Source organism: Acidimicrobiales bacterium, assembly GCA_041394245.1.
GTDB lineage: Bacteria > Actinomycetota > Acidimicrobiia > Acidimicrobiales > Aldehydirespiratoraceae > JAJRXC01.
In genome coordinates, this window is the sequence record JAWKIR010000003.1 from 641,728 (window position 1) to 659,330 (window position 17,603).

Genomic DNA, 17,603 nt, shown 5'->3' on the forward strand with positions numbered 1-17,603 from the left:
GGATCAACTCTCTTCCACTGGGTTCAGGCGGATCGGCATCGAGCGGGGACCGCGGACCTGGCCGGTGGACCAGGTGACGGCATCGGGATCGGCCAGCTCGAAGTCGGGGAACGCGTCCATCCATTCCTCGAGCGCCACACGCATCTCCATGCGGGCGAGGTTGGAGCCGACGCAGCGATGGATGCCGAGACCGAACGCAGTGTGGCGGTTGCGCTGACGATCGATGATGAACTTGTCGGCGTTCTCGAACGCGTCGGGATCGCGGTTGGCGGCCGGGAACGGCAGGAGGGCCCAGTCGCCCTCCTTCATGGGGCAGCCGCCGATCTCGACGTCTTCGGCAACGAGGCGGGCCATCGTGACGGGAGCGTAGAACCGCAGGAACTCCTCGAGCGCGAACGGGCGGACGTCGGGGTCCTGGATCCAACGGTCGCGGTCGGCGGGGTTCTGGGCCATGTGCCAGATACTCGAGCCGATGCCGGACCATGTGGTGTCGATACCGGCGATGATGAGCAGCGCGATGGTGCCGCGGACGTGCTCGTCGAGAAGGGGCATCCCTTCGATGTCGCCGGTGCACAGATAGCTGATCAGGTCGTCGCCGAGGTTCTCGCGCCGCTCCTTGACCTTGGTGTCGAGGTAGTAGTCGAGCGTGTCTTCCCACGACTCGACGGAGTTCTGGCCGGGCTCCTCCAGGATGCGGTGGATGAACACGCGGAAGCGATCGCCGTCCTCACGGGGCAGGGCCAGCATGTCGGCGATCACCCGGACGGGGATGTGCTGGGCGTACTCGGTTGCCGCATCGACCTCGTCGAGACCCTTGGACTTGATGTCGGCGATCAGATCTCGGCAGGTCTCGCGGGCGTTGGGCTCCCAGCTGTCGATGGCCTTCGGGGAGAAGAACTCGAGCAGGAACTTCCGGGCGATCGCGTGGAACGGCGGGTCGGACGTGATCGGCGGGGCATAGCCCATCGGCCGGGGGACCTCGGGGCGCCAATCGGTGACGATCACACCCTGGGAGGTGAAGTGTTCGGTGTCCTTGGCGATCGTCGCCACATCCTCGTGCCTGGTCGGCAGCCAGGCGCCGCCGAACCGTTCGGTGTGGGCGACGGGACAAGTCTCACGCAGTTCGTCCCAGATCTGTGGCGCGGCCGCGGCATAGTCGGGATGCGTGTGGTCGAAGTCGGTGGCCCAGTCGGCGACCGGCGGGCGAGGAATATCAGGCATGGGTACTCCGGAGGCGAATTACGGCGTAAGCCTACCCCGCCAGCGTCGGCAGAATCGGCCCGGAAATGACCCCGTCAGCCGAGGAGTCCCTCATAGGGGTCGGAGGGGTGACGGCCGGCCCGGAGGTCGTCGAATCGCCGCTCGGCCGCGGGCAGCGTGAGTTCGTGGGTGAGGACCCAGAACTCGTCGTTCACGACGGCGTCGTGGACGCGATCGGCGACCGTGGTCGTCGGGATGCCCATCAGCGAGATGATCTCCCGGAGCGGCGCCATGGTGGCGGCCGATTCGGGCGCCATCTCGACGCCGTCGGTGCGGTTGCGTTCGCTCTCGAAGATCTTCGTGTCGACCAGGTTCGGGCACAGGACGCTGACACCGACCCCCTGCGGATGGATCTCCCGCCACAGCGCTTCGCTCATGCCGACGACGGCGTGTTTCGTCGCACAGTAGAGCCCGAGGGCCGGGTTGGTCACCAGGCCCGCCTCGCTGGCGGTGTTGACGACATGGCCGGCGCCCTGTTCGAGGAAATAGGGGACGAACGCGGTGACGCCGTGGGCGACGCCGAGGATGTTGACGTCGACGGCCCATCGCCAGTCGGCCGGTGTGGTCGCCGCCATCGGTCCGCCCGGGGCGACGCCGGCGTTGTTGCAGACGACGTGGGCGGCGCCGAAGACGGACAGTGCCTGGTCGCGCAGCGCCTCGACGGCGGCGGGGTCGCGCACGTCGGTGAGCACGCCGAGCACGGCGGCTCCGTCGGATTCGAGCCGTGTCGCTTCGCGGGCGAGCGTCTCCTCCTCGATGTCGGCCATCACGACCGACATCCCCGCGGCGACGAATCGCTCGGTGAGCGCCAGGCCGATGCCTCCGGCCGCTCCGGTGACGACCGCAGTGCGGCCCGCGAGATCCTGCATGTCTGCCTCCTGGTCAGAGGCGAACGTTAGGTCGCCGGACGGTTCCTCCACGAAAACCACGCCGCCAGCGCGAGGATGAATCCCAGTACGCCGACGAAGATGAACGCCTCGGGGAAGATCGACGATCGGGGATCGCCCAGCTGGGCGCGGATCTCGGCGGTCGACGGTGCACCGGTGTCGTTCGGCGCATACGGGGTGGCGTCGAAACCGATCTCGCCGGCATCGTCGAGCAGGCGCGTGCCGGTGCAGGTGTTGGTCTCGTAGAAGCCGTCCTCGAGGTCGAGGCTGCCGTCACGGGTGGCGAAGACGAGAGAGATCCCGTCGCCGTCGAGGTGATCGGCGCAGGTGTCGTCGGCCGGGGTCGCGATGCCTTGGAGGCGATTCACATCGCCCTTGAACACGTCGCTGACCTGGAGGACGACGACTGCGACGGGTTCCCCCTCGCGGGCCGGGTAGGTGCGGACGACCTGACCGATGAACACGGCGTCGGCGTTGTCGAATGCGGTGGCGTCGTCGACCTCTCCACACGAGCAGGCACCTGCTGGTGAGGCGGCGGCGACCATCGTTGCCGACGTGATGATCGCGACGACGAACGCGAACGAGACAACTCGGCGCATCATGACTCCCTGCTCTTCTTGGCGATACGTGAGGCGACGAACGCCCCGATGATGCCCACGGCGATGAACCCGATCACGAACACGCCGCCCCCGGTGAAGGGTTCGGCGATCTCCTCGGCGGCCGACGTCGGCCGTAGGACGGTGGTCGTGGTGGTCGGTGCGTCGGCGATCGGAGCAACGGCTTCGAGCGGTGGCTCGGCATCGAGCGGCCCGAGCGCGGCCTCTCGATGGCCGCCGCAGGTTGCGGCCTCGAGGTCGCCGATCGGATAGCCGGGCCGGGTCTCGGACCCGTCGATGACATCGGCGAAGACGAAGTAGGTGGTGCCGGCGACGAACTCGGACCCACAGTGATCCTCATCGGAGGGATCGGCGGCGGCCGGCGAGTACAGCAGCTCGGTCTGGCGCGCGTCGCCCTTGTAGACGCGGGCCACATCGAAGGTCCACACGACCAGGTCGTCGTCGATCGCCTCGGATGCGGTCAGCGTGGCCTCGAAGACCACGTCGGCCGCGTCGACGCGCTCCTGCTCCGAGGAGTCGACGCAGGAACAGGCGCCGGCGGTCGGCGTCGACCACACGAACACGGCCGAAAGGACGACCGCGGCCATCAGCAGTCGGGCGAGGCGCACTCAGGTGCCTTCGGCGATGAGCTTGTCGAGACGGAGTTCGGGCTGATCGACCTCGAGCCGTTGCAGCCAGTAGGGGCTCTCGAACAGGGCGAGGAGTTCGCCGTCGGAGCGGTGGGCGACGGTGACGCCGCTCATTCCCCGCAGCTTGTCGGCCGACTCCTCGTCGGTCACCCGGGCGACCGACCACGTGCACGGCACCATCTCGACGGGAGCGCCGAACTCGTTCTCGAGACGGTGGAGCGCGACCTCGAACTGGAGGGGCCCGACCGCGGCGAGGATCGGCGCCTGGTCGCCCACGTCGGGTTCGCGCAGCACCTGCACCACACCTTCCTCGTCGAGCTGGTTGATGCCGCTGCGGAACTGCTTCGACCTCGAGGTGTCGAGCGTGCGGACCACGCGGAAGTGGGCCGGCGCGAACGCGGGCATCTCCGGCCAGACCACCGGCTCGTCGACCCAGACGGCGTCGCCCACACGGAAGTCGTTGGCGTTGACGAGCCCGACGACGTCGCCCGGCCAGGCCTCGTCGACGGTCTCACGGTCCTGGCCGCTGACCGACTGGGCGTATTTCGTGGCGAACGGCTTGCCGGTGGGGCCGTGGGTGACGACCATGCCCCGCTCGAAGTGACCCGAACAGACCCGCATGAAGGCCACGCGGTCGCGATGGTTCTTGTCGGTGTTGGCCTGGACCTTGAAGACGAGGCCGGAGAACGGTGCCTCGAGGGCGCGGGGGTTGCCGTCGCGGTCCCGCTGGGGGCTCGGCGACGGGACCAGGTCGACCATCGCGTCGAGGATCAGGCGGACACCGAAGTTGGTGAGCGCCGAACCGAAGAACACCGGGGACAGTTCGCCGGCCTCGAAGCGCTTCTGGTCGAACTCGCGGCCGATGGTCTCGAGCAGCTCGATGCCCTCGGTGGCCTGGAGCCACAGCTCGCCCTCTTCCTCGGCGGCCCGCTCGGCCGAGACGATCTCCTCGGGAGCCTCCGTCGCCCCCCGCGCGGTGCGGGTGTAGCGCACGAACTCGTCGGTGCTGCGGTTGATGACGCCGCGGAACTTCTCGCCGTCGCCCACCGGCCAACTGATCGGCACGGGTTCGAGGACGAGCTGTTCCTCGATCTCGTCGAGCAGCGCCAGGGGATCGAGGCTCGGCCGGTCCCACTTGTTGATGAAGGTGACGATCGGGATCTCGCGCTCTCGACAGACTTCGAAGAGCTTGCGGGTCTGGGCCTCGATGCCCTTCGAACCGTCGAGCACCATGATCGCCGCATCGGTCGCGGCGAGTACCCGGTACGTGTCTTCGGAGAAGTCGCGGTGACCGGGGGTGTCGAGCAGGTTGAGGACGTGGTTGCGGTACGGGAACTGCAGCACCGTCGACGTGATCGAGATGCCCCGCTGCTGTTCGAGTTCCATCCAGTCGGAGGTGGCCGATCGGCGGTCGCCCTTGGCCTTGACCGATCCGGCCCCGCTGCTCAGCGCGCCGCCGTAGAGCAGGAACTTCTCGGTGAGGGTGGTCTTGCCCGCGTCGGGGTGCGAGATGATCGCGAAGGTGCGGCGACGCGCGGCTTCGGAGCGGGGATCGGCCATGGGCCCAGGCTACGTGGCGAGACGTGGCGTACGGCTCTGACCGAGGGGCATCCCGATCGTCGCCTCGCCTCGTTCGAGCACCGCCCGGGCCGAGGTGTGGTCGCCGATGGCCTCGTAGGCGTCGGCCAGGGCCAGGTAGCTGCGCTCGTTCCAGCGGTCGACGTCGAGCGCAGGGCGGGCGACCGCGATCGCCTCGTTCGGTCGGCGGGAGGCCACGAGCAGCTCGGCGGCCCGACACGACGCCCGGACGAACCGGCTGCGGAGATGGATGCGTTCGAGGTCGAGGAGCTCGAGGTCGAGGTCCTCGGCGAGGTCGCCCCGCCACAGGTCGAGGGCCTCGAGCATGAGGGGCAGGGCCGCGTTCGGCCGGCCCTCCCGTTCGGCCGCGTCCGCCGCGTCGAGCAGCTCGCGGAATCGCCAGAGATCGACGTCGAGAGTCGGTGAGAGGGCCACGCTCGATCCGTCGATCCGGATGAACCAGGTGGCATCGCCGGGTGGGCGACGCGGCTCGAGCACGCCGTGGAGATAGCTGAGCGTCGTCCGCAGGTTCTTGGCCGCCCGGTCCATGGCGACATCGGGCCACAATGCCCCCGCGAGCTGCTCTCGGGTCGTGTTCGGCCGCATTACGAGGGCGACGAGGAGGGCACGGACCCGTTCCCGGCGCCAGTTGGGGTCGGCGGTCGGCGAGCCGTCGACGAGTGTCGTGCACTGACCCAGCAGGCGGACCGCCAGGTTCGAGTCCGGGGGCGTCGGCGTGGCGGCGAGCACCTCGCGGGCGACGGCACCGAGCGCGGCGTCGTCGAGCCACGAGCGCAGTGCGGTCCGGGCCGGGTCGCCCCAGTGCTCGCCGAGCCAGGCCGCGAGCCGCCGGCCCTCGTGGCGACCGGCGGCGACGCCACGTACGGCGAACTCGACGGCCCACGTGACGGGGAGGTTGGCCGCGATGAACCCCGGCTCCGGCCATTCCATCGACGCGAGGAGTTCGTCGTCCCCCTCTTCGCGGGACCGGCTGAACGCCCGGGCGAGCTCCCGCGCGGTGCGCAGTGCGGGCCCGACCTCGTAGGTGTCCCAGAAGGGGCGGGACTCGGGGCACAGGACGTAGGGCAGCGCCAGGGTGTTGCGCAGCATCTGCTCCGCCACCCCCTGGCCGAAAGGGACGAACTCGAGGATGGCCCGGAGTTGTCGGGCCGCGTCGGCCTCGTGCCCCTCGACGAGCCGGATCAGGGCCTCGACCGCGCCGACCTGGCCGGTGATGATCGGGCTCGGCTGCTCGCCGACAGCGCCGCCGGCGATGGCGAGCCCGGCGTGGGCTCCTTCGACATCACCGGCGAACGCGCACATGCAGGCCGACCACGCCCCGGCGATGAACCGATCCCGGGCGCCGTGCCGGTTGGTCATGCCGACGGGCGGCTGGGCGATGGCCTGTTCGGGTCGCCCCGCCCACCACAGACACTGCGACTCGGTCACCAGCGCGCCGGGGATCGGGATGGGGAGCGACTCGAGGTCGCGGGGCACCCGGTCGAGGGCCTCCTGGGGTCGACCCAGGTTGAAGAGGGCGTGGGCGATCAGGTGGTCGCGGGTGATCCGCCAGATCGGCGGGAGGGTCGATGCGGGCACGGCTTCGAGCGCCGCGAGTTGGAGGTCGGGCCGTCCGATCGACAGGGCGCGCCACGCATCGCCGAAGCCGAGGAACGGCAGGGCCGGCGGATGGTGCCCGGCGAGCGACCGCGCCCGGTCCACGACCGCCTCGAGCCGATCGGGATCACCGATGATGCGGGCCGCGTAGCCGAGCTGCATCAGCGCCGTCAGCTCCAGGTCGGGATCACCGGCCGTCTCGAAGCTGCGGGCGGCGCGGTCGAGGAGGTCCCAGGCTCGAGACGACGTGGGATCGTGCTCGCGCTCGATCAAGCCGTCGATCAGGACGACGATCGGCTCGTCGACCCGGTCGGCGGGAACGAGGATCCGCCAGCGCTGCAACTGCTCGGCTCGCAGACCCCCGTCGACGCCGTCTCGCACCGCGGCGGCCAGGCTCGCGGCGACGTCGTCCCAGTCGTCGACGAGACGGGCGAGGTCGATGGCCGGGTCGATGGCGCCCCGGGCCCGGTGCACGGCCGCTGCCGCGAGCGCGATGCGGCGCCGTTCGCCGGGGTCGAGCTCGTCGACGAGCAGCTCGGCCCACAGATCGTGGAGCTGGGCCCGGTCGCCGTCCCATCGCACGAGCGGGAGGTCGTCGACCAGCTCGGTGAGCGGTTGGTCGGCGACAGCCCGGGCGATCTCGTCGTCGCCCCCCCGGACCAGGGCGAACGCGGCGAGCGCCCGTCGCCGTTCGGGTGCGATCGCTCGCAGCGCCTCCTCCTCGAGATAGCGGCGCGAGCGGGCCTCGGATCCCGTGGCCGCGAGCTCGATGAACGCGGGCCAGCCCTCGGCGCCTTCGAGCACCTCGACGTCGATACTGCGCCGGTTGGCGAAGTCGATCTGCTCGGCCGGCGTCATCAGCAGGTCGTCCTGGGTCAGCTCCAGCAGCTGACCGGCCGCATCGAGGCGGGCGGTGTCGATGCCGGGTCGCCGACGCCCGGCGAGCAGGACGTGGCCGTTGGCGGGGAGTCGTTCGAGCAGCTCCTCGACGACATCATGGTCGTCGATCACGTGGGTGTCGTCGAGTGCGATGCAGACGTGGAGCGGCGACCGGGCCAGCACCAGCTCGGTGATCGTGGCGAGTGGGTCGGCGTCGGCTCGCGGCTCGACACCGAGGGCGGCCGCAGTGGCGGCCAGCAGTTCGGCGCCGAGCCGGGACGGCACCCGATCGGCCGGAGTGCACGAGTGGAGCACGTCGAGATGGTCGATGGTCGCGTCGATCGCCTGGCGGACGACCGTCGTCTTGCCCGCCCCGCCGCCTCCGACGACCAGCGTCAGGCGGCGCTCGAATCGCCCTTCCAGCCGGTCGACCAGCCGTCGGCGCTCGATCAACGGCCGCTGCACCGATGCGGGGTTGCGCTCGAGGACCATGTCCGGACAGTAGCGATGTCGCGTCAGCGCGATGTCAGCGACCGGTTCGCTGACGCTTCGCTGGCGGCCTGTCCCTACCTTCGTCGTCATGCGCCGCCGACCCAGAACCACCGCCCTCCGTCTCGCCCTCGTGGTCGCCGTTGCCGTGGCCTTCGGCGGGCCGTTCTCCGCCGTCGCCGTCGCCCAGGACTCCACCGACCCGTGGACGGTCGCCCTCGACTGGGATCAGATCGCCGTCCTCGTCGCCGATGTGCAGCGCGACAGCATTCCGGTGGGAGAGCTGGAGCCGCAGGCCGTCTTCGGCGGCGAGGTCGCCGGCGACGGAGGGGTGACGACCGAGATGACGATCGGGCAGAAGCGCTATCTGTTCCCGGGCGCTGCGGTCACGTCGGGTCTGGCGGCCCTGTTGGAGCTCGACGACCTCCCCGACGGGGTGACGATCCACTCGGCCGGCCTCGAGAACTACTTCTCCACCTCGTCGACCACCAACGTCGTGGTCGCGACGGTGCCCCGCGGCACCCTCGACTGCGGACCGAACGAATACGCCGAGCTGGCGGTGTTCGAGCTCTACCCGGGCACCTCGACGGTCGCGGCGAACCCGGCGATCCCGAACGATCCCGGGGTCGGGGCGAGCAGCGCCTACTCGGTCGTCTGTGCCGACGGAGAGACGACACCCTTCTTCGGAATCGCCAACAAGGGTGCGCTCCAGCAGTTCGCCCCGGGTGTCGGGATCGTCGAGGTGAACCTCGAGGACCGCGACGCCTACGTCTTCGTCTCTCCCCGCGACGTCGATCTGCGGGTGGCCCAGAGCGCCGCGGCCGATCTCACGGTTCCCGAGGTCGCCGTGGTCACCGCGCCCGACGGTCGCTACGGCCCGTCCGAGCCGGTCGATCCGGCGACGGTGCCGACGGACCCGTCGGAGTACGAGGAGGGTGCCCAGGCGTTCCTCATCGGACTCCTCGAGGCGCTGAGCGGCGGCTCTACGGAAGCCGAGCCGTTGGGAGCGAACCCGATCGAGGCGTCCGACACCCCGGCCGGGGTCCCCGCCGACGACCTGACCGGGGTCCCCACCGACGACGCTGCCGGTGACGAGGCCGGCGGCCCGGTCGAGGTCGCCGTCGACCTGAACAGTCCCGACGGGGAACCGGCCGACGGCTTTGCGTGGGAGTACGTGCTCATCGGCGCGGTCGTGATCCTGGGCGTGACCTTCTACTACTTCCGCTGGACCCAGAAGAAGAAGGAGGACACGACGCCGGCAGCTCCGGCGAATCTCGCCTACGGCCCGGGCGACAGTCACGATCCCGAGAAGGCCCGCGCCTACATGATCGCGGTCGCCGAGGGGGCGGCCGTGGCCGGCGCCGACACCGACGGAACGAGGGTGACGGTCCGTCCCGCCGACTTCTTCCGCCACGACGAACACGGGCGTCGTGTCCCTGGCGAGATCCGTCGGTACGTCGTGGACGCGCTGGGCATCGACGATTCCGCGACCGCCACGGCGACGGCGATCGAGTTCGGGGAGCTGATACCCAACCTCTCGCTCCCTCGACCCGCCCGTGACCGCGACGACATCACCATGGAGATCGACCGGGAGACCGGCGAGGTGTTCGTCACCCGTCACGGGCCGTCGTCTCCGGAGGCGGTCGAGCCGATCACGATCGAGGACCGGGGCGGTTTCGTGAACTGAGCGCGCGGATCGCCGGAGGGCTCAGACGTCGCGCTCGACCACGTAGTCGGCCAGCACGCGCAGGGCGTCGCGGCTGCCGTGGTGGTCGGGCAGGCCGTCGATCGCGTCGAGCGCCTCGGCCAACAGCCGTTCCGTCTCCGCTTCCGACGCGGCGACGGCGCCGGTGTCGACCATGACCTGCTGGATGGCCGCGATGTCGTCGGGGTCGATGCGGGAGCCGACCTTGTCGAGCACCGCGCGTTGGGCCGGTGATGCCGCCTCGCGGGCGAGGGCCAGCAGCACGGTCGGCTTTCCCTCGGCCAGATCGTCGCCCACCGGCTTGCCGGTGCGTTCGCTGTCGCCGAAGGCCCCGAGCATGTCGTCGCGCAGCTGGAAGGCGATCCCGAGGGGCATGCCGTGGGCGGCGAGCGCATCGGCGAGGTCGGCCCGCCCGGCGAGGGCGGCGCCCAGCTGCAGCGGCCGCACGATCGTGTAGCCGGCGGTCTTGTTGCGCATGATGGTGCGGGCGCTCTCGGCGGAGACCTCGCCGGTGACGGTGCCGAGCACGTCGAGGTACTGGCCCATGTTGAGCTCGGTACGCAGCGCATCCCACACGGCGCGGACCTCCGGCGTGGTGTTACCGATGCACCGGTCGGCCATGACCATCGCGATGTCGCCCACGAGGATCGCCGCCGCTTCACCGAATCGGCGGCCTTCTCCCTGCCACCGGCCGGCCTCGTGGCGACGGATGTAGCGGGCCCAGGTGGTGGGTGACCCGCGGCGGGTGGGTGAGCCGTCCATCACGTCGTCGTGGACGAGGGCAAAGGCGTGGAGGAGTTCGAGGGCGCAGGCGCCGTGCAGCATGGCGTCGGCATCGGGGTCGCCGCCGGCTGTCACCCAGCCCCAGTGGCAGTAGGCGGGCCGGATGCGCTTGCCGCCGCTCGCCACGAAGTCCTCGAGATCGCCCAGGGGGACGTCGAGCGCCGGGTCGAGTTGGCGCCATGTCGCCCGTTCCCGAGCGAAGACGTCGGCGAGGGCGCGGTCGACGCGCGTCGCGATGTCGAGTAGCTGCGCGGGCGCGTCGCTCACTCGCCGTCCAGGTCGAGGGTGATGTCGTCGTCGCCGGGCGGCGGGATGGCGGCGTCGAGCGAGGCGACGACCTTCTCGACCTGCACCCGGGCCGCCCCGATCCGATCCCGGCACAGCGTGATCAGCGTCGATGCCCGTTCGACTCGTGACGCGAGGACGTCGACATCGAGGTCGTCGTCCTCGAGATCGTCGAGGATCGACTCCAGCTCGGCCATCGCGTCGGCATAGCCGATGTCGGAACGGCCGTTCTCTGCGTCGCTCATGCTGACTGCTCCCCGGATCGTTCGATGTCGTTGATGGTACTTGTGACCGTTCCGTCGACGACCCGCGTGGTGAGCACCGAGCCGTGCGCGAGATCGGCGACCGATCGGACGACGGCGCCGTCGGCGGTGCGGGTGATCGACCAGCCGCGGGCGAGGGCGACGGCGGGATCGAGGGCCCGTACCCGGGCCTCGACGACCTCGATGCGGTCCTCGGCGCGCCGCAGTGCGTGGCGCCGGGCGACATCGATCCGGGCCACCGCCAGATCGAGTTGGGCCCGGGCCCGTTGGTCGGCCCGGCGGGCTGCGCGCGACAAGCGCCGGGAGTCGTGGGCGAGGCGGGCATCGGCCCGGTCGGTGGCCCCCAGGCCGGCGGCGATCACCCCGCGGCGAGCGACGTCGACGCGGTGCTCGGCCCGCTCGATCGCTCGGCGGCCCCCGCTGACGACCTCGCGTTCGCACTCGGCCAGCCGGCCGAGCCACTCGGCGACCCGGGCGACGACGAGCTGGGCGGCGGCGGTGGGAGTGGTGGTGGCGGTGTGGGCGACCTCGTCGGCGACACTGCGGTCGATGTCGTGCCCCACGCCGGTGATCACCGGAACGCCGGTGGCGGCGATCGCTCGGGCGACGATCTCGTGGTCGAAGGTCGCGAGGTCGGTCTTCGATCCGCCACCCCGCGCGACGATGATCACGTCGACGCCGGCCCCGGCCGCGGCGACGATGGCTGCGGCGACGCCGTGCTCGGCCCCCTGACCCTGCACCGGCGTGTCGACCTCGACGAGCGTGAACGCGAGCTCGCTCCGCTCGAAGACCGTGGTGATGTCGGCATGGGCAGCGCTGCCGATCGAGGTGACGATCCCGACGCGCAGCGGGACCGCGGGTACGGCGTGGCGGGCGTTGGCCCGCAGCAGTCCGTCGGCCGACAGGGCGGCCATGAGCGCGTCCCGTTCGGCGGCCAGGCGACCCAGCGTGTAGGTGGGGTCGATGGCCGACATGCGGAACTGGATCCGCCCCTGCGGCGGGTAGTAGTCGACGACGCCCTGGATGCGGATGCGCACCCCGTCGCTCATGCGGATGGGGTCGCCGTGGCGCTTCAGGAGGCGGTTGACCCGGTCGCGATTGTCGCGGAAGAGGACGACGGGCACCGTGGCGACCGGGGCAGCGCCGGGCGAGTCGGCCGGCTCGGTGAGATCGAAGTAGACGTGGCCGTTGCGCGAGCGGTTGATGCCGCTGATCTCACCCTCGACCCAGACGCCGTAGGGCATCGCCACTTCGAGCGCGGCCCGCACCACGATGCCGAGTTCGCTGACCGTCAGAGTCTGGTCGTCCACGCCGTGCACCGTACTGCCTGCCGGTGACACGCCGATCAGCCCGGCCGGGTCGGCGGGTGGTGCGCCCGGCCCGGATCTCAGTCGATGCCGTCGAGCTGGTCGGCCTCTTCGACATCTTCGCGGCGGACCCCGAGCACGAACAGGATGGCGTCGAGGTAGGGCACCGTCAGTGCGGTGTCGGCCACTTCCTCGACCACCGGTTTGGCGTTGAAGGCGATGCCGAGACCAGCGGTCGACAGCATGTCGAGGTCGTTGGCGCCGTCGCCGACGGCGACCGTCTGCGACAGGGGCACGTGACCGGCCGCGGCGATCTCGCGAAGGATGGTCGCCTTGCGCTCACGGTCGATGATGGGCCCGACGAGCTCACCGGTGATCTTGCCGTCGACGATCTCGAGCTCGTTGGCGTAGGCGTGGTGGATGTCGAGTTCCTCGGCGAGTCGGTCGGTGAAGGCGGTGAACCCGCCGCTCACGATGGCGACGGTGTAGCCGAGCCGGTGCAGTGTCCGCACGAAGGTGCGCGCCCCCGGGGTGAGGCGGAGGTTGGCCCAGGCGCGCTCGATGGCGCCGTCGTCGAGGCCGCCCAGGAGGCGGACGCGCATGCGCAGTGACGACTCGAAGTCGATACCGCCCTCCATCGCGTCGCGCGTGATCCGCTGGACCTGTTCGAGGCAGCCGGCCTCGGCGGCGAGCAACTCGATCACTTCGTCCTGGATGAGGGTGGAATCGACGTCGAGCACGACGAGGCGCTTGGCCCGTCGACCGAGTCCTTCGCGCTGGATGGCGACGTCGATACCCGGGTTGGCCGCCGCCGCACCGAGGAGGTTGTTGCGGAGCTTGTCGTCGTCGCCATCGCGGACGACGAGCTCGTAGCTCATCACCGGATAGCGGGAGAGGCGGATGATGCGATCGATGTTGGCCCCCGCGTCGGCGATCGCCTTGGTGGCGGCGCCGATCTCGAGCGGGGTCAGTTCCTGGCCGAGGAGGGTGACGACATGGCCGCGGACCTTGGGCGTGGGCGTGGACGACACGACGTCGAAGTCGATCTCCATGCCCTGGTCCCACCCGAACAACAGCACGTCACGGAGCAGGTCGCGGCCCTCCGGGACCATCACGGCGACGCCGAGGGTCAGCTGGCCGCGGATCACGATCTGCTCGATGTCCTGCACCTGTGCGCCGGCATCGGCCAGCACCCCCATGAGTCCGGCGGTCACGCCGGCATGGTCGGGCCCGGTGACGCGGATCAGAACGGTCTGGTGGTCCGACGGCGGCTCGGTGGTCACCCACTCAGGGTAGGCACGTCGCCCGCCTCTGCTGCGGCATCGGGCCGGTTTTCGGCTCGTCGGCGATGGCTGTGGCGCGATCGCGCGGTACGCAGGGCCCATTCCCGAGATCACCCTGAGGATCTACTGAGAACCGGTGATTGGTGGTCAGATGATGAGAAATCAGGTGGAATGGGTTGTTGAGCGAACACATGTTCGGTAATGTGGTGGAATGTTCTCGGCGATCCACACGATCCTGACGGAGGTGACGACACGGGATCGCACGCGTCAGGAGCTCGAAACCCTGGTCGGCGAGCTGGCCCGGGTCGAGGCACACGCCATCGAGCGCCGCTTGGCGGCCACAGCGGCGATCGATGCGCTCGCCGATGGCGGGATCGACGGCGCCGATGTCACCCGGACGAAGGGTCGGCGATCCACGCGAGACGCGAAGAAGGCGGCGAAGACCGCCCGGGCGCTCAGCGAGATGCCGAAGACGCGGGCGGCGCTGGCCCGAGGCGAGATCACCGAAGCCCACGCCGATGCGGCGGCGGACGCGGCCGAACGGCTTTCGCCGGCCGAAGCCGATGCACTGGCCGGCGATGCGGCGAGCCGACCGGCCGACCTGTTCGGCAGGCAGGCTCGGTCGTGGGCATCGGCCCGAGAGCGTGAAGAGAACAGAGCCGACCGCCAGGCGCGGCTGCGAGCGGCGCGAGAGGTGTCCACCTGGACCGATGCCAACGGCATGTGGTGCCTGTTCGGCCGGTTCGATCCCGAGACCGGCCAGGAACTGACGAAGGCGCTCGGTCGGGTGACCGACCGGCTGTGGCGCGACGACGGTGGCCGCGACGGTCGACCCGACGAGATCCGCACGCCGGAACAGCGCCGCGCCGATGCCGTGCACGAGCTGATGGTCCGCCCTGTGGCGGCGGGCCATGGGAGGCGACCCCACCCGAAGCATCTGGTCGGGGTGCGGGTCGACGCCCGCCGTTGCACGAGCGACAACCCCAGCGGCGTGGCCGAGTTCATCGACGGCACCCCGCTGCCGCAATCCACACTCGAGCGGATCGCCTGTGGGGCGGAGTTCGTCGGGATGGTGTTCGGCGGCGATGGCGAGACGTTGTGGCAAGGCCGTCGCCAACGGTTGGCCACCGAGGCGCAATGGGCCAACCTCATCGCTCGCGATGGTGGCTGCTTTTGTTGCGGGGCCGATCCGGTCAACTGCGAGGCGCATCACATCGTGGCGTGGGAACCGCCGAGGCGGGGTCCGACCGACATCGACAACCTGGTGCTCACGTGCCGGCGCACCCACCATCTCGTCCACGATCACGGGTACCGGATTCTCCGGATCGACGGGAAGTGGACCCTCGCCCCGCCGAGTGAGCAGCAGTGGGCGGCCTGATTCCGGACGACCGACCTGACAGGCTGAATCCATGGGACATACCTCCAACATCGCCCGCCAATCGGTGGTCCTCGCCATGGTCGTGGGCTTGTTCGCGGCCGCCTGTGGATCGGCGGACGACGTCGACGTGGCGGGGCCCGGCGACGCCGCCTCGACGACGGTGATCACCACCACGACCGCACCGGCAAGCACCGTCGCCCCCGACACGGGCCCGTCGAGCACGACCACGGCCGCGGGGCCGACGAGCACGAGCAGCACGACACCCGTCGACCCGCCGACCACACCGACGGCTCCGCCGGAGGATCCGACCGGCGAGTGTTCGGCCGCCGGACTCACCGCGCCGCCCACCCCGGCCGACCTGAGCGCCGCAGCCGCGGTCACCTTCCGAGCGATCGTCGACGCCGCGGTCGCCTGCGACTACGCCGGCCTCGCCCTCGCCGCCGGCGACGAGATCACGCTCTCGTTCGGTGGCCCGTTCGAGGTTGCCCCCTACCTCGAGGAGGGCGACCGACGCGACGGGCTCCTCCGCATCCTGGTCGGGCTGCTCGCCATGCCCCCCGGTTACCAGGACGAGTTCGACACCTGGGTGTGGCCCACCTTCTGGGAGGACGACGGGCCGGCGACCGCCGAGGAGCAGGCCGCGATCGAGGCGATCTACGGCGCGCCTTTCGAGGAGCTGCTGGTCGAGGACCTGGGCTATCTCTGGTACCGGGTGGGCATCGACGCGAACGGCGACTGGCTGTACTTCGTCGCCGGGGACTAGACGGCCTACCCGTGGTCGGCGCGGACCAGGGTCTCGTAGAGCTCGCCGTAGAGGCCACCCGAGATGCGGAGTTCCTCGTGGGTGCCGGTCTCGACGACCCGGCCGTCGTCGAGGACGACGATCAGGTCGGCATCGGTGATGGTCGACAAACGATGGGCGATCACGAGCGACGTCCGACCTTCGAGCGCGTTGGCCAGGGCTTCCTGCACCTGGGCCTCGTTCTCCGAATCGAGGTGCGAGGTGGCCTCGTCGAGCACCACGATGGCCGGGTTCTTGAGCAGCATGCGGGCGATGGCCAGGCGCTGCTTCTCGCCACCCGAGAGCCGGTAGCCACGCTCGCCGACGATGGTGTCGTACGACTCGGGCAGGGCGTCGATCACGTGGTGGATACGAGCCGCCTTGCAGGCCTCACGGACCTGCTCGTCGGTCGCGTCGGGGCGGGCGTAGCGGAGGTTGGCGATGACGGTGTCGTGGAACAGGTGCGGATCCTGGCTGACGACGCCGATGGCGCTCCGGAGTGAGTCCTGGGTGAGGCTCCGGACGTCGTGCCCGTCGACGAGGATCGCGCCGTCGGTCACGTCGTAGAGGCGGGGGACCAGCGAGGTGAGGGTGGTCTTGCCCGCGCCCGACGGGCCGACGATGGCGACCATCTGGCCGGGCGCGATCCGCAAGTCGACATCGCGCAGCACATCGTCGGCCGATGCCGTCGACTCGTTGCCGCCGAGCGATTCGGGGGTGCCGGGGGCAGGGTCCGGGTAGCGGAAGCGGACGTGCTCGAAGGTGACGGCGCCGGTCGGGTCGAGGAGTTCGACCGCGTCGGGTGCATCGGTGATCGAGTTGGGGGCGTCGAGGACCTCGAAGACCCGTTCGAACGACACGAACGCCGTCATGATGTCGACGCGGGCGTTGGAGAGACTCGTGAGCGGCATGTAGATGCGCACCGTGTAGAGCCCGAGGGCCACGAGGGTGCCGGGGGTGATGGAGCGGTCGATGACCAGGTGACCGCCGAGCCAGTAGACGAGGGCGGTGCCGATCGCCCCGACCAGGGTGAGTGCCACCATGAAGACCCGGCTGTACATGGCGCTGCGGACGCCGATGTCGCGCACCCGTCCCGCCCGCTCACTGAAATCGCCGGCCTCGGCGTCGTGACGGCCGAACAGCTTGACCAACAACGCACCGGCGACGTTGAAGCGTTCCGTCATCGTGTTGTTCATCGACGCGTTGACGTTCATGCCCTCGCGGGTGATGTCCTGCAGGCCGGCGCCGACCCGGCGAGCCGGGAGCACGAAGACGGGCAGGATCACGATGGCGAGCAGCGTGAGCCGCCACTCGAGGAGGAGCATCGCGATCAGGGTGCCGCCCAGCGTGATGACGTTGCCGACGACGGTGCCGAGGGTGCCGGTGAAGGCCCGCTGGGCGCCGATGACGTCGTTGTTGAGCCGGCTGATGAGCGTGCCCGTCTGGGTGCGCGTGAAGAACGACAGCGGCATGCGTTGCACGTGGTCGAACAGACGGACCCGCAGGTCGAAGATGAGGCCTTCGCCGATGCGCGAGCTGAGCCACCGCTCCACGAGCGACAGGGCCGCCTCGCCGACGGCCGCGATCACCATGACGAGGAAGAGGGTGTTGAGGTAGCCGCCGTTGTCGTCGGCGATCGCCACGTCGAACACGGCCCGGATCAGCAGGGGTGGCAACAGTCCGAGGAACGTCGACACCACGATGGTGACGAGGAACAGGGTGATGTGCGCCCGGTACGGCCGGGCGAAGCCGTAGACGCGCCGACGGGTCGCGCGATTGATCTTCTTGCCGTCGAGACCCGACCGGTCGGCCGACATGGAGTGCATGATCTGGAACGGGCTCGGCGCGGTCATGGCCGCGAG

The 17,603-nt window shown here is 70.2% G+C and carries 14 protein-coding genes; 3 read left to right on the forward strand and 11 right to left on the reverse strand.

Features of this window, described 5'->3' with window-relative positions:
* Positions 1-3: 3 nt before the first annotated feature.
* The 6 genes from R2707_17755 to R2707_17780 form a co-directional block, all read right to left on the reverse strand.
* Positions 4-1,221 (reverse strand): cytochrome P450, encoded by a 1,218-nt coding sequence (locus R2707_17755; protein MEZ5246942.1) that lies wholly within the window; start codon positions 1,219-1,221, stop codon positions 4-6.
* A gap of 74 nt (positions 1,222-1,295) precedes the next feature.
* On the reverse strand, positions 1,296-2,129 hold the full coding sequence (locus R2707_17760; protein MEZ5246943.1) for an SDR family NAD(P)-dependent oxidoreductase: 834 nt from the start codon (positions 2,127-2,129) through the stop codon (positions 1,296-1,298).
* A gap of 26 nt (positions 2,130-2,155) precedes the next feature.
* Entirely contained in the window at positions 2,156-2,749 is a 594-nt protein-coding gene (locus R2707_17765; GenBank protein ID MEZ5246944.1) for a hypothetical protein, read from the reverse strand.
* Positions 2,746-3,372, reverse strand: coding sequence for a hypothetical protein (locus R2707_17770; GenBank protein ID MEZ5246945.1), 627 nt, complete (start codon positions 3,370-3,372; stop codon positions 2,746-2,748). Before R2707_17770 ends, R2707_17765 begins: the two co-directional genes overlap by 4 nt.
* Positions 3,373-4,953, reverse strand: coding sequence for a peptide chain release factor 3 (locus tag R2707_17775; protein MEZ5246946.1), 1,581 nt, complete (start codon positions 4,951-4,953; stop codon positions 3,373-3,375).
* 9 nt (positions 4,954-4,962) lie between these two features.
* A complete protein-coding gene (locus R2707_17780; GenBank protein MEZ5246947.1) occupies positions 4,963-7,959 on the reverse strand; it encodes a BTAD domain-containing putative transcriptional regulator in 2,997 nt (998 codons plus the stop codon).
* An 88-nt stretch (positions 7,960-8,047) separates the two neighbouring features.
* Between R2707_17780 and R2707_17785 the strand changes: the two genes are divergently transcribed.
* Positions 8,048-9,643, forward strand: a complete 1,596-nt coding sequence (locus R2707_17785; GenBank protein MEZ5246948.1) for a hypothetical protein — start codon at positions 8,048-8,050, stop codon at positions 9,641-9,643.
* 21 nt (positions 9,644-9,664) lie between these two features.
* Here R2707_17785 and R2707_17790 read toward each other — a convergent pair whose 3' ends face one another.
* The 4 genes from R2707_17790 to serB form a co-directional block, all read right to left on the reverse strand.
* A complete protein-coding gene (locus tag R2707_17790) occupies positions 9,665-10,711 on the reverse strand; it encodes a polyprenyl synthetase family protein (protein MEZ5246949.1) in 1,047 nt (348 codons plus the stop codon).
* Positions 10,708-10,974 (reverse strand): exodeoxyribonuclease VII small subunit, encoded by a 267-nt coding sequence (gene xseB, locus R2707_17795; GenBank protein ID MEZ5246950.1) that lies wholly within the window; start codon positions 10,972-10,974, stop codon positions 10,708-10,710. Before xseB ends, R2707_17790 begins: the two co-directional genes overlap by 4 nt.
* Complete coding sequence (xseA, locus tag R2707_17800) at positions 10,971-12,302, reverse strand: exodeoxyribonuclease VII large subunit (GenBank protein MEZ5246951.1); 1,332 nt, start codon at positions 12,300-12,302, stop codon at positions 10,971-10,973. The genes xseB and xseA overlap by 4 nt, the downstream gene beginning before the upstream one ends.
* A gap of 77 nt (positions 12,303-12,379) precedes the next feature.
* On the reverse strand, positions 12,380-13,582 hold the full coding sequence (gene serB / locus R2707_17805; protein MEZ5246952.1) for a phosphoserine phosphatase SerB: 1,203 nt from the start codon (positions 13,580-13,582) through the stop codon (positions 12,380-12,382).
* A 211-nt stretch (positions 13,583-13,793) separates the two neighbouring features.
* Between serB and R2707_17810 the strand changes: the two genes are divergently transcribed.
* Positions 13,794-14,960: a DUF222 domain-containing protein gene (locus R2707_17810; protein ID MEZ5246953.1), complete on the forward strand. Its 1,167-nt coding sequence runs from the start codon at positions 13,794-13,796 to the stop codon at positions 14,958-14,960.
* A gap of 31 nt (positions 14,961-14,991) precedes the next feature.
* Positions 14,992-15,723, forward strand: coding sequence for a hypothetical protein (locus R2707_17815; GenBank protein MEZ5246954.1), 732 nt, complete (start codon positions 14,992-14,994; stop codon positions 15,721-15,723).
* Between the two features lie 5 nt (positions 15,724-15,728).
* Here the strand turns inward: R2707_17815 and R2707_17820 are convergent, their stop codons facing one another.
* Positions 15,729-17,594 (reverse strand): ABC transporter ATP-binding protein, encoded by a 1,866-nt coding sequence (locus tag R2707_17820; protein MEZ5246955.1) that lies wholly within the window; start codon positions 17,592-17,594, stop codon positions 15,729-15,731.
* Between the last annotated feature and the right edge of the window lie 9 nt (positions 17,595-17,603).

Coding starts and splice junctions, on each gene's coding strand:
- R2707_17755 (MEZ5246942.1), bottom strand. CDS start 1,221: ATGCCTGATATTCCTCGCCCGCCGGTCGCCGACTGGGCCACCGACTTC.
- R2707_17760 (MEZ5246943.1), bottom strand. CDS start 2,129: ATGCAGGATCTCGCGGGCCGCACTGCGGTCGTCACCGGAGCGGCCGGA.
- R2707_17765 (MEZ5246944.1), bottom strand. CDS start 2,749: ATGATGCGCCGAGTTGTCTCGTTCGCGTTCGTCGTCGCGATCATCACG.
- R2707_17775 (MEZ5246946.1), bottom strand. CDS start 4,953: ATGGCCGATCCCCGCTCCGAAGCCGCGCGTCGCCGCACCTTCGCGATC.
- R2707_17780 (MEZ5246947.1), bottom strand. CDS start 7,959: ATGGTCCTCGAGCGCAACCCCGCATCGGTGCAGCGGCCGTTGATCGAG.
- R2707_17785 (MEZ5246948.1), top strand. CDS start 8,048: ATGCGCCGCCGACCCAGAACCACCGCCCTCCGTCTCGCCCTCGTGGTC.
- xseB (MEZ5246950.1), bottom strand. CDS start 10,974: ATGAGCGACGCAGAGAACGGCCGTTCCGACATCGGCTATGCCGACGCG.
- R2707_17810 (MEZ5246953.1), top strand. CDS start 13,794: ATGTTCTCGGCGATCCACACGATCCTGACGGAGGTGACGACACGGGAT.
- R2707_17815 (MEZ5246954.1), top strand. CDS start 14,992: ATGGGACATACCTCCAACATCGCCCGCCAATCGGTGGTCCTCGCCATG.
- R2707_17820 (MEZ5246955.1), bottom strand. CDS start 17,594: ATGACCGCGCCGAGCCCGTTCCAGATCATGCACTCCATGTCGGCCGAC.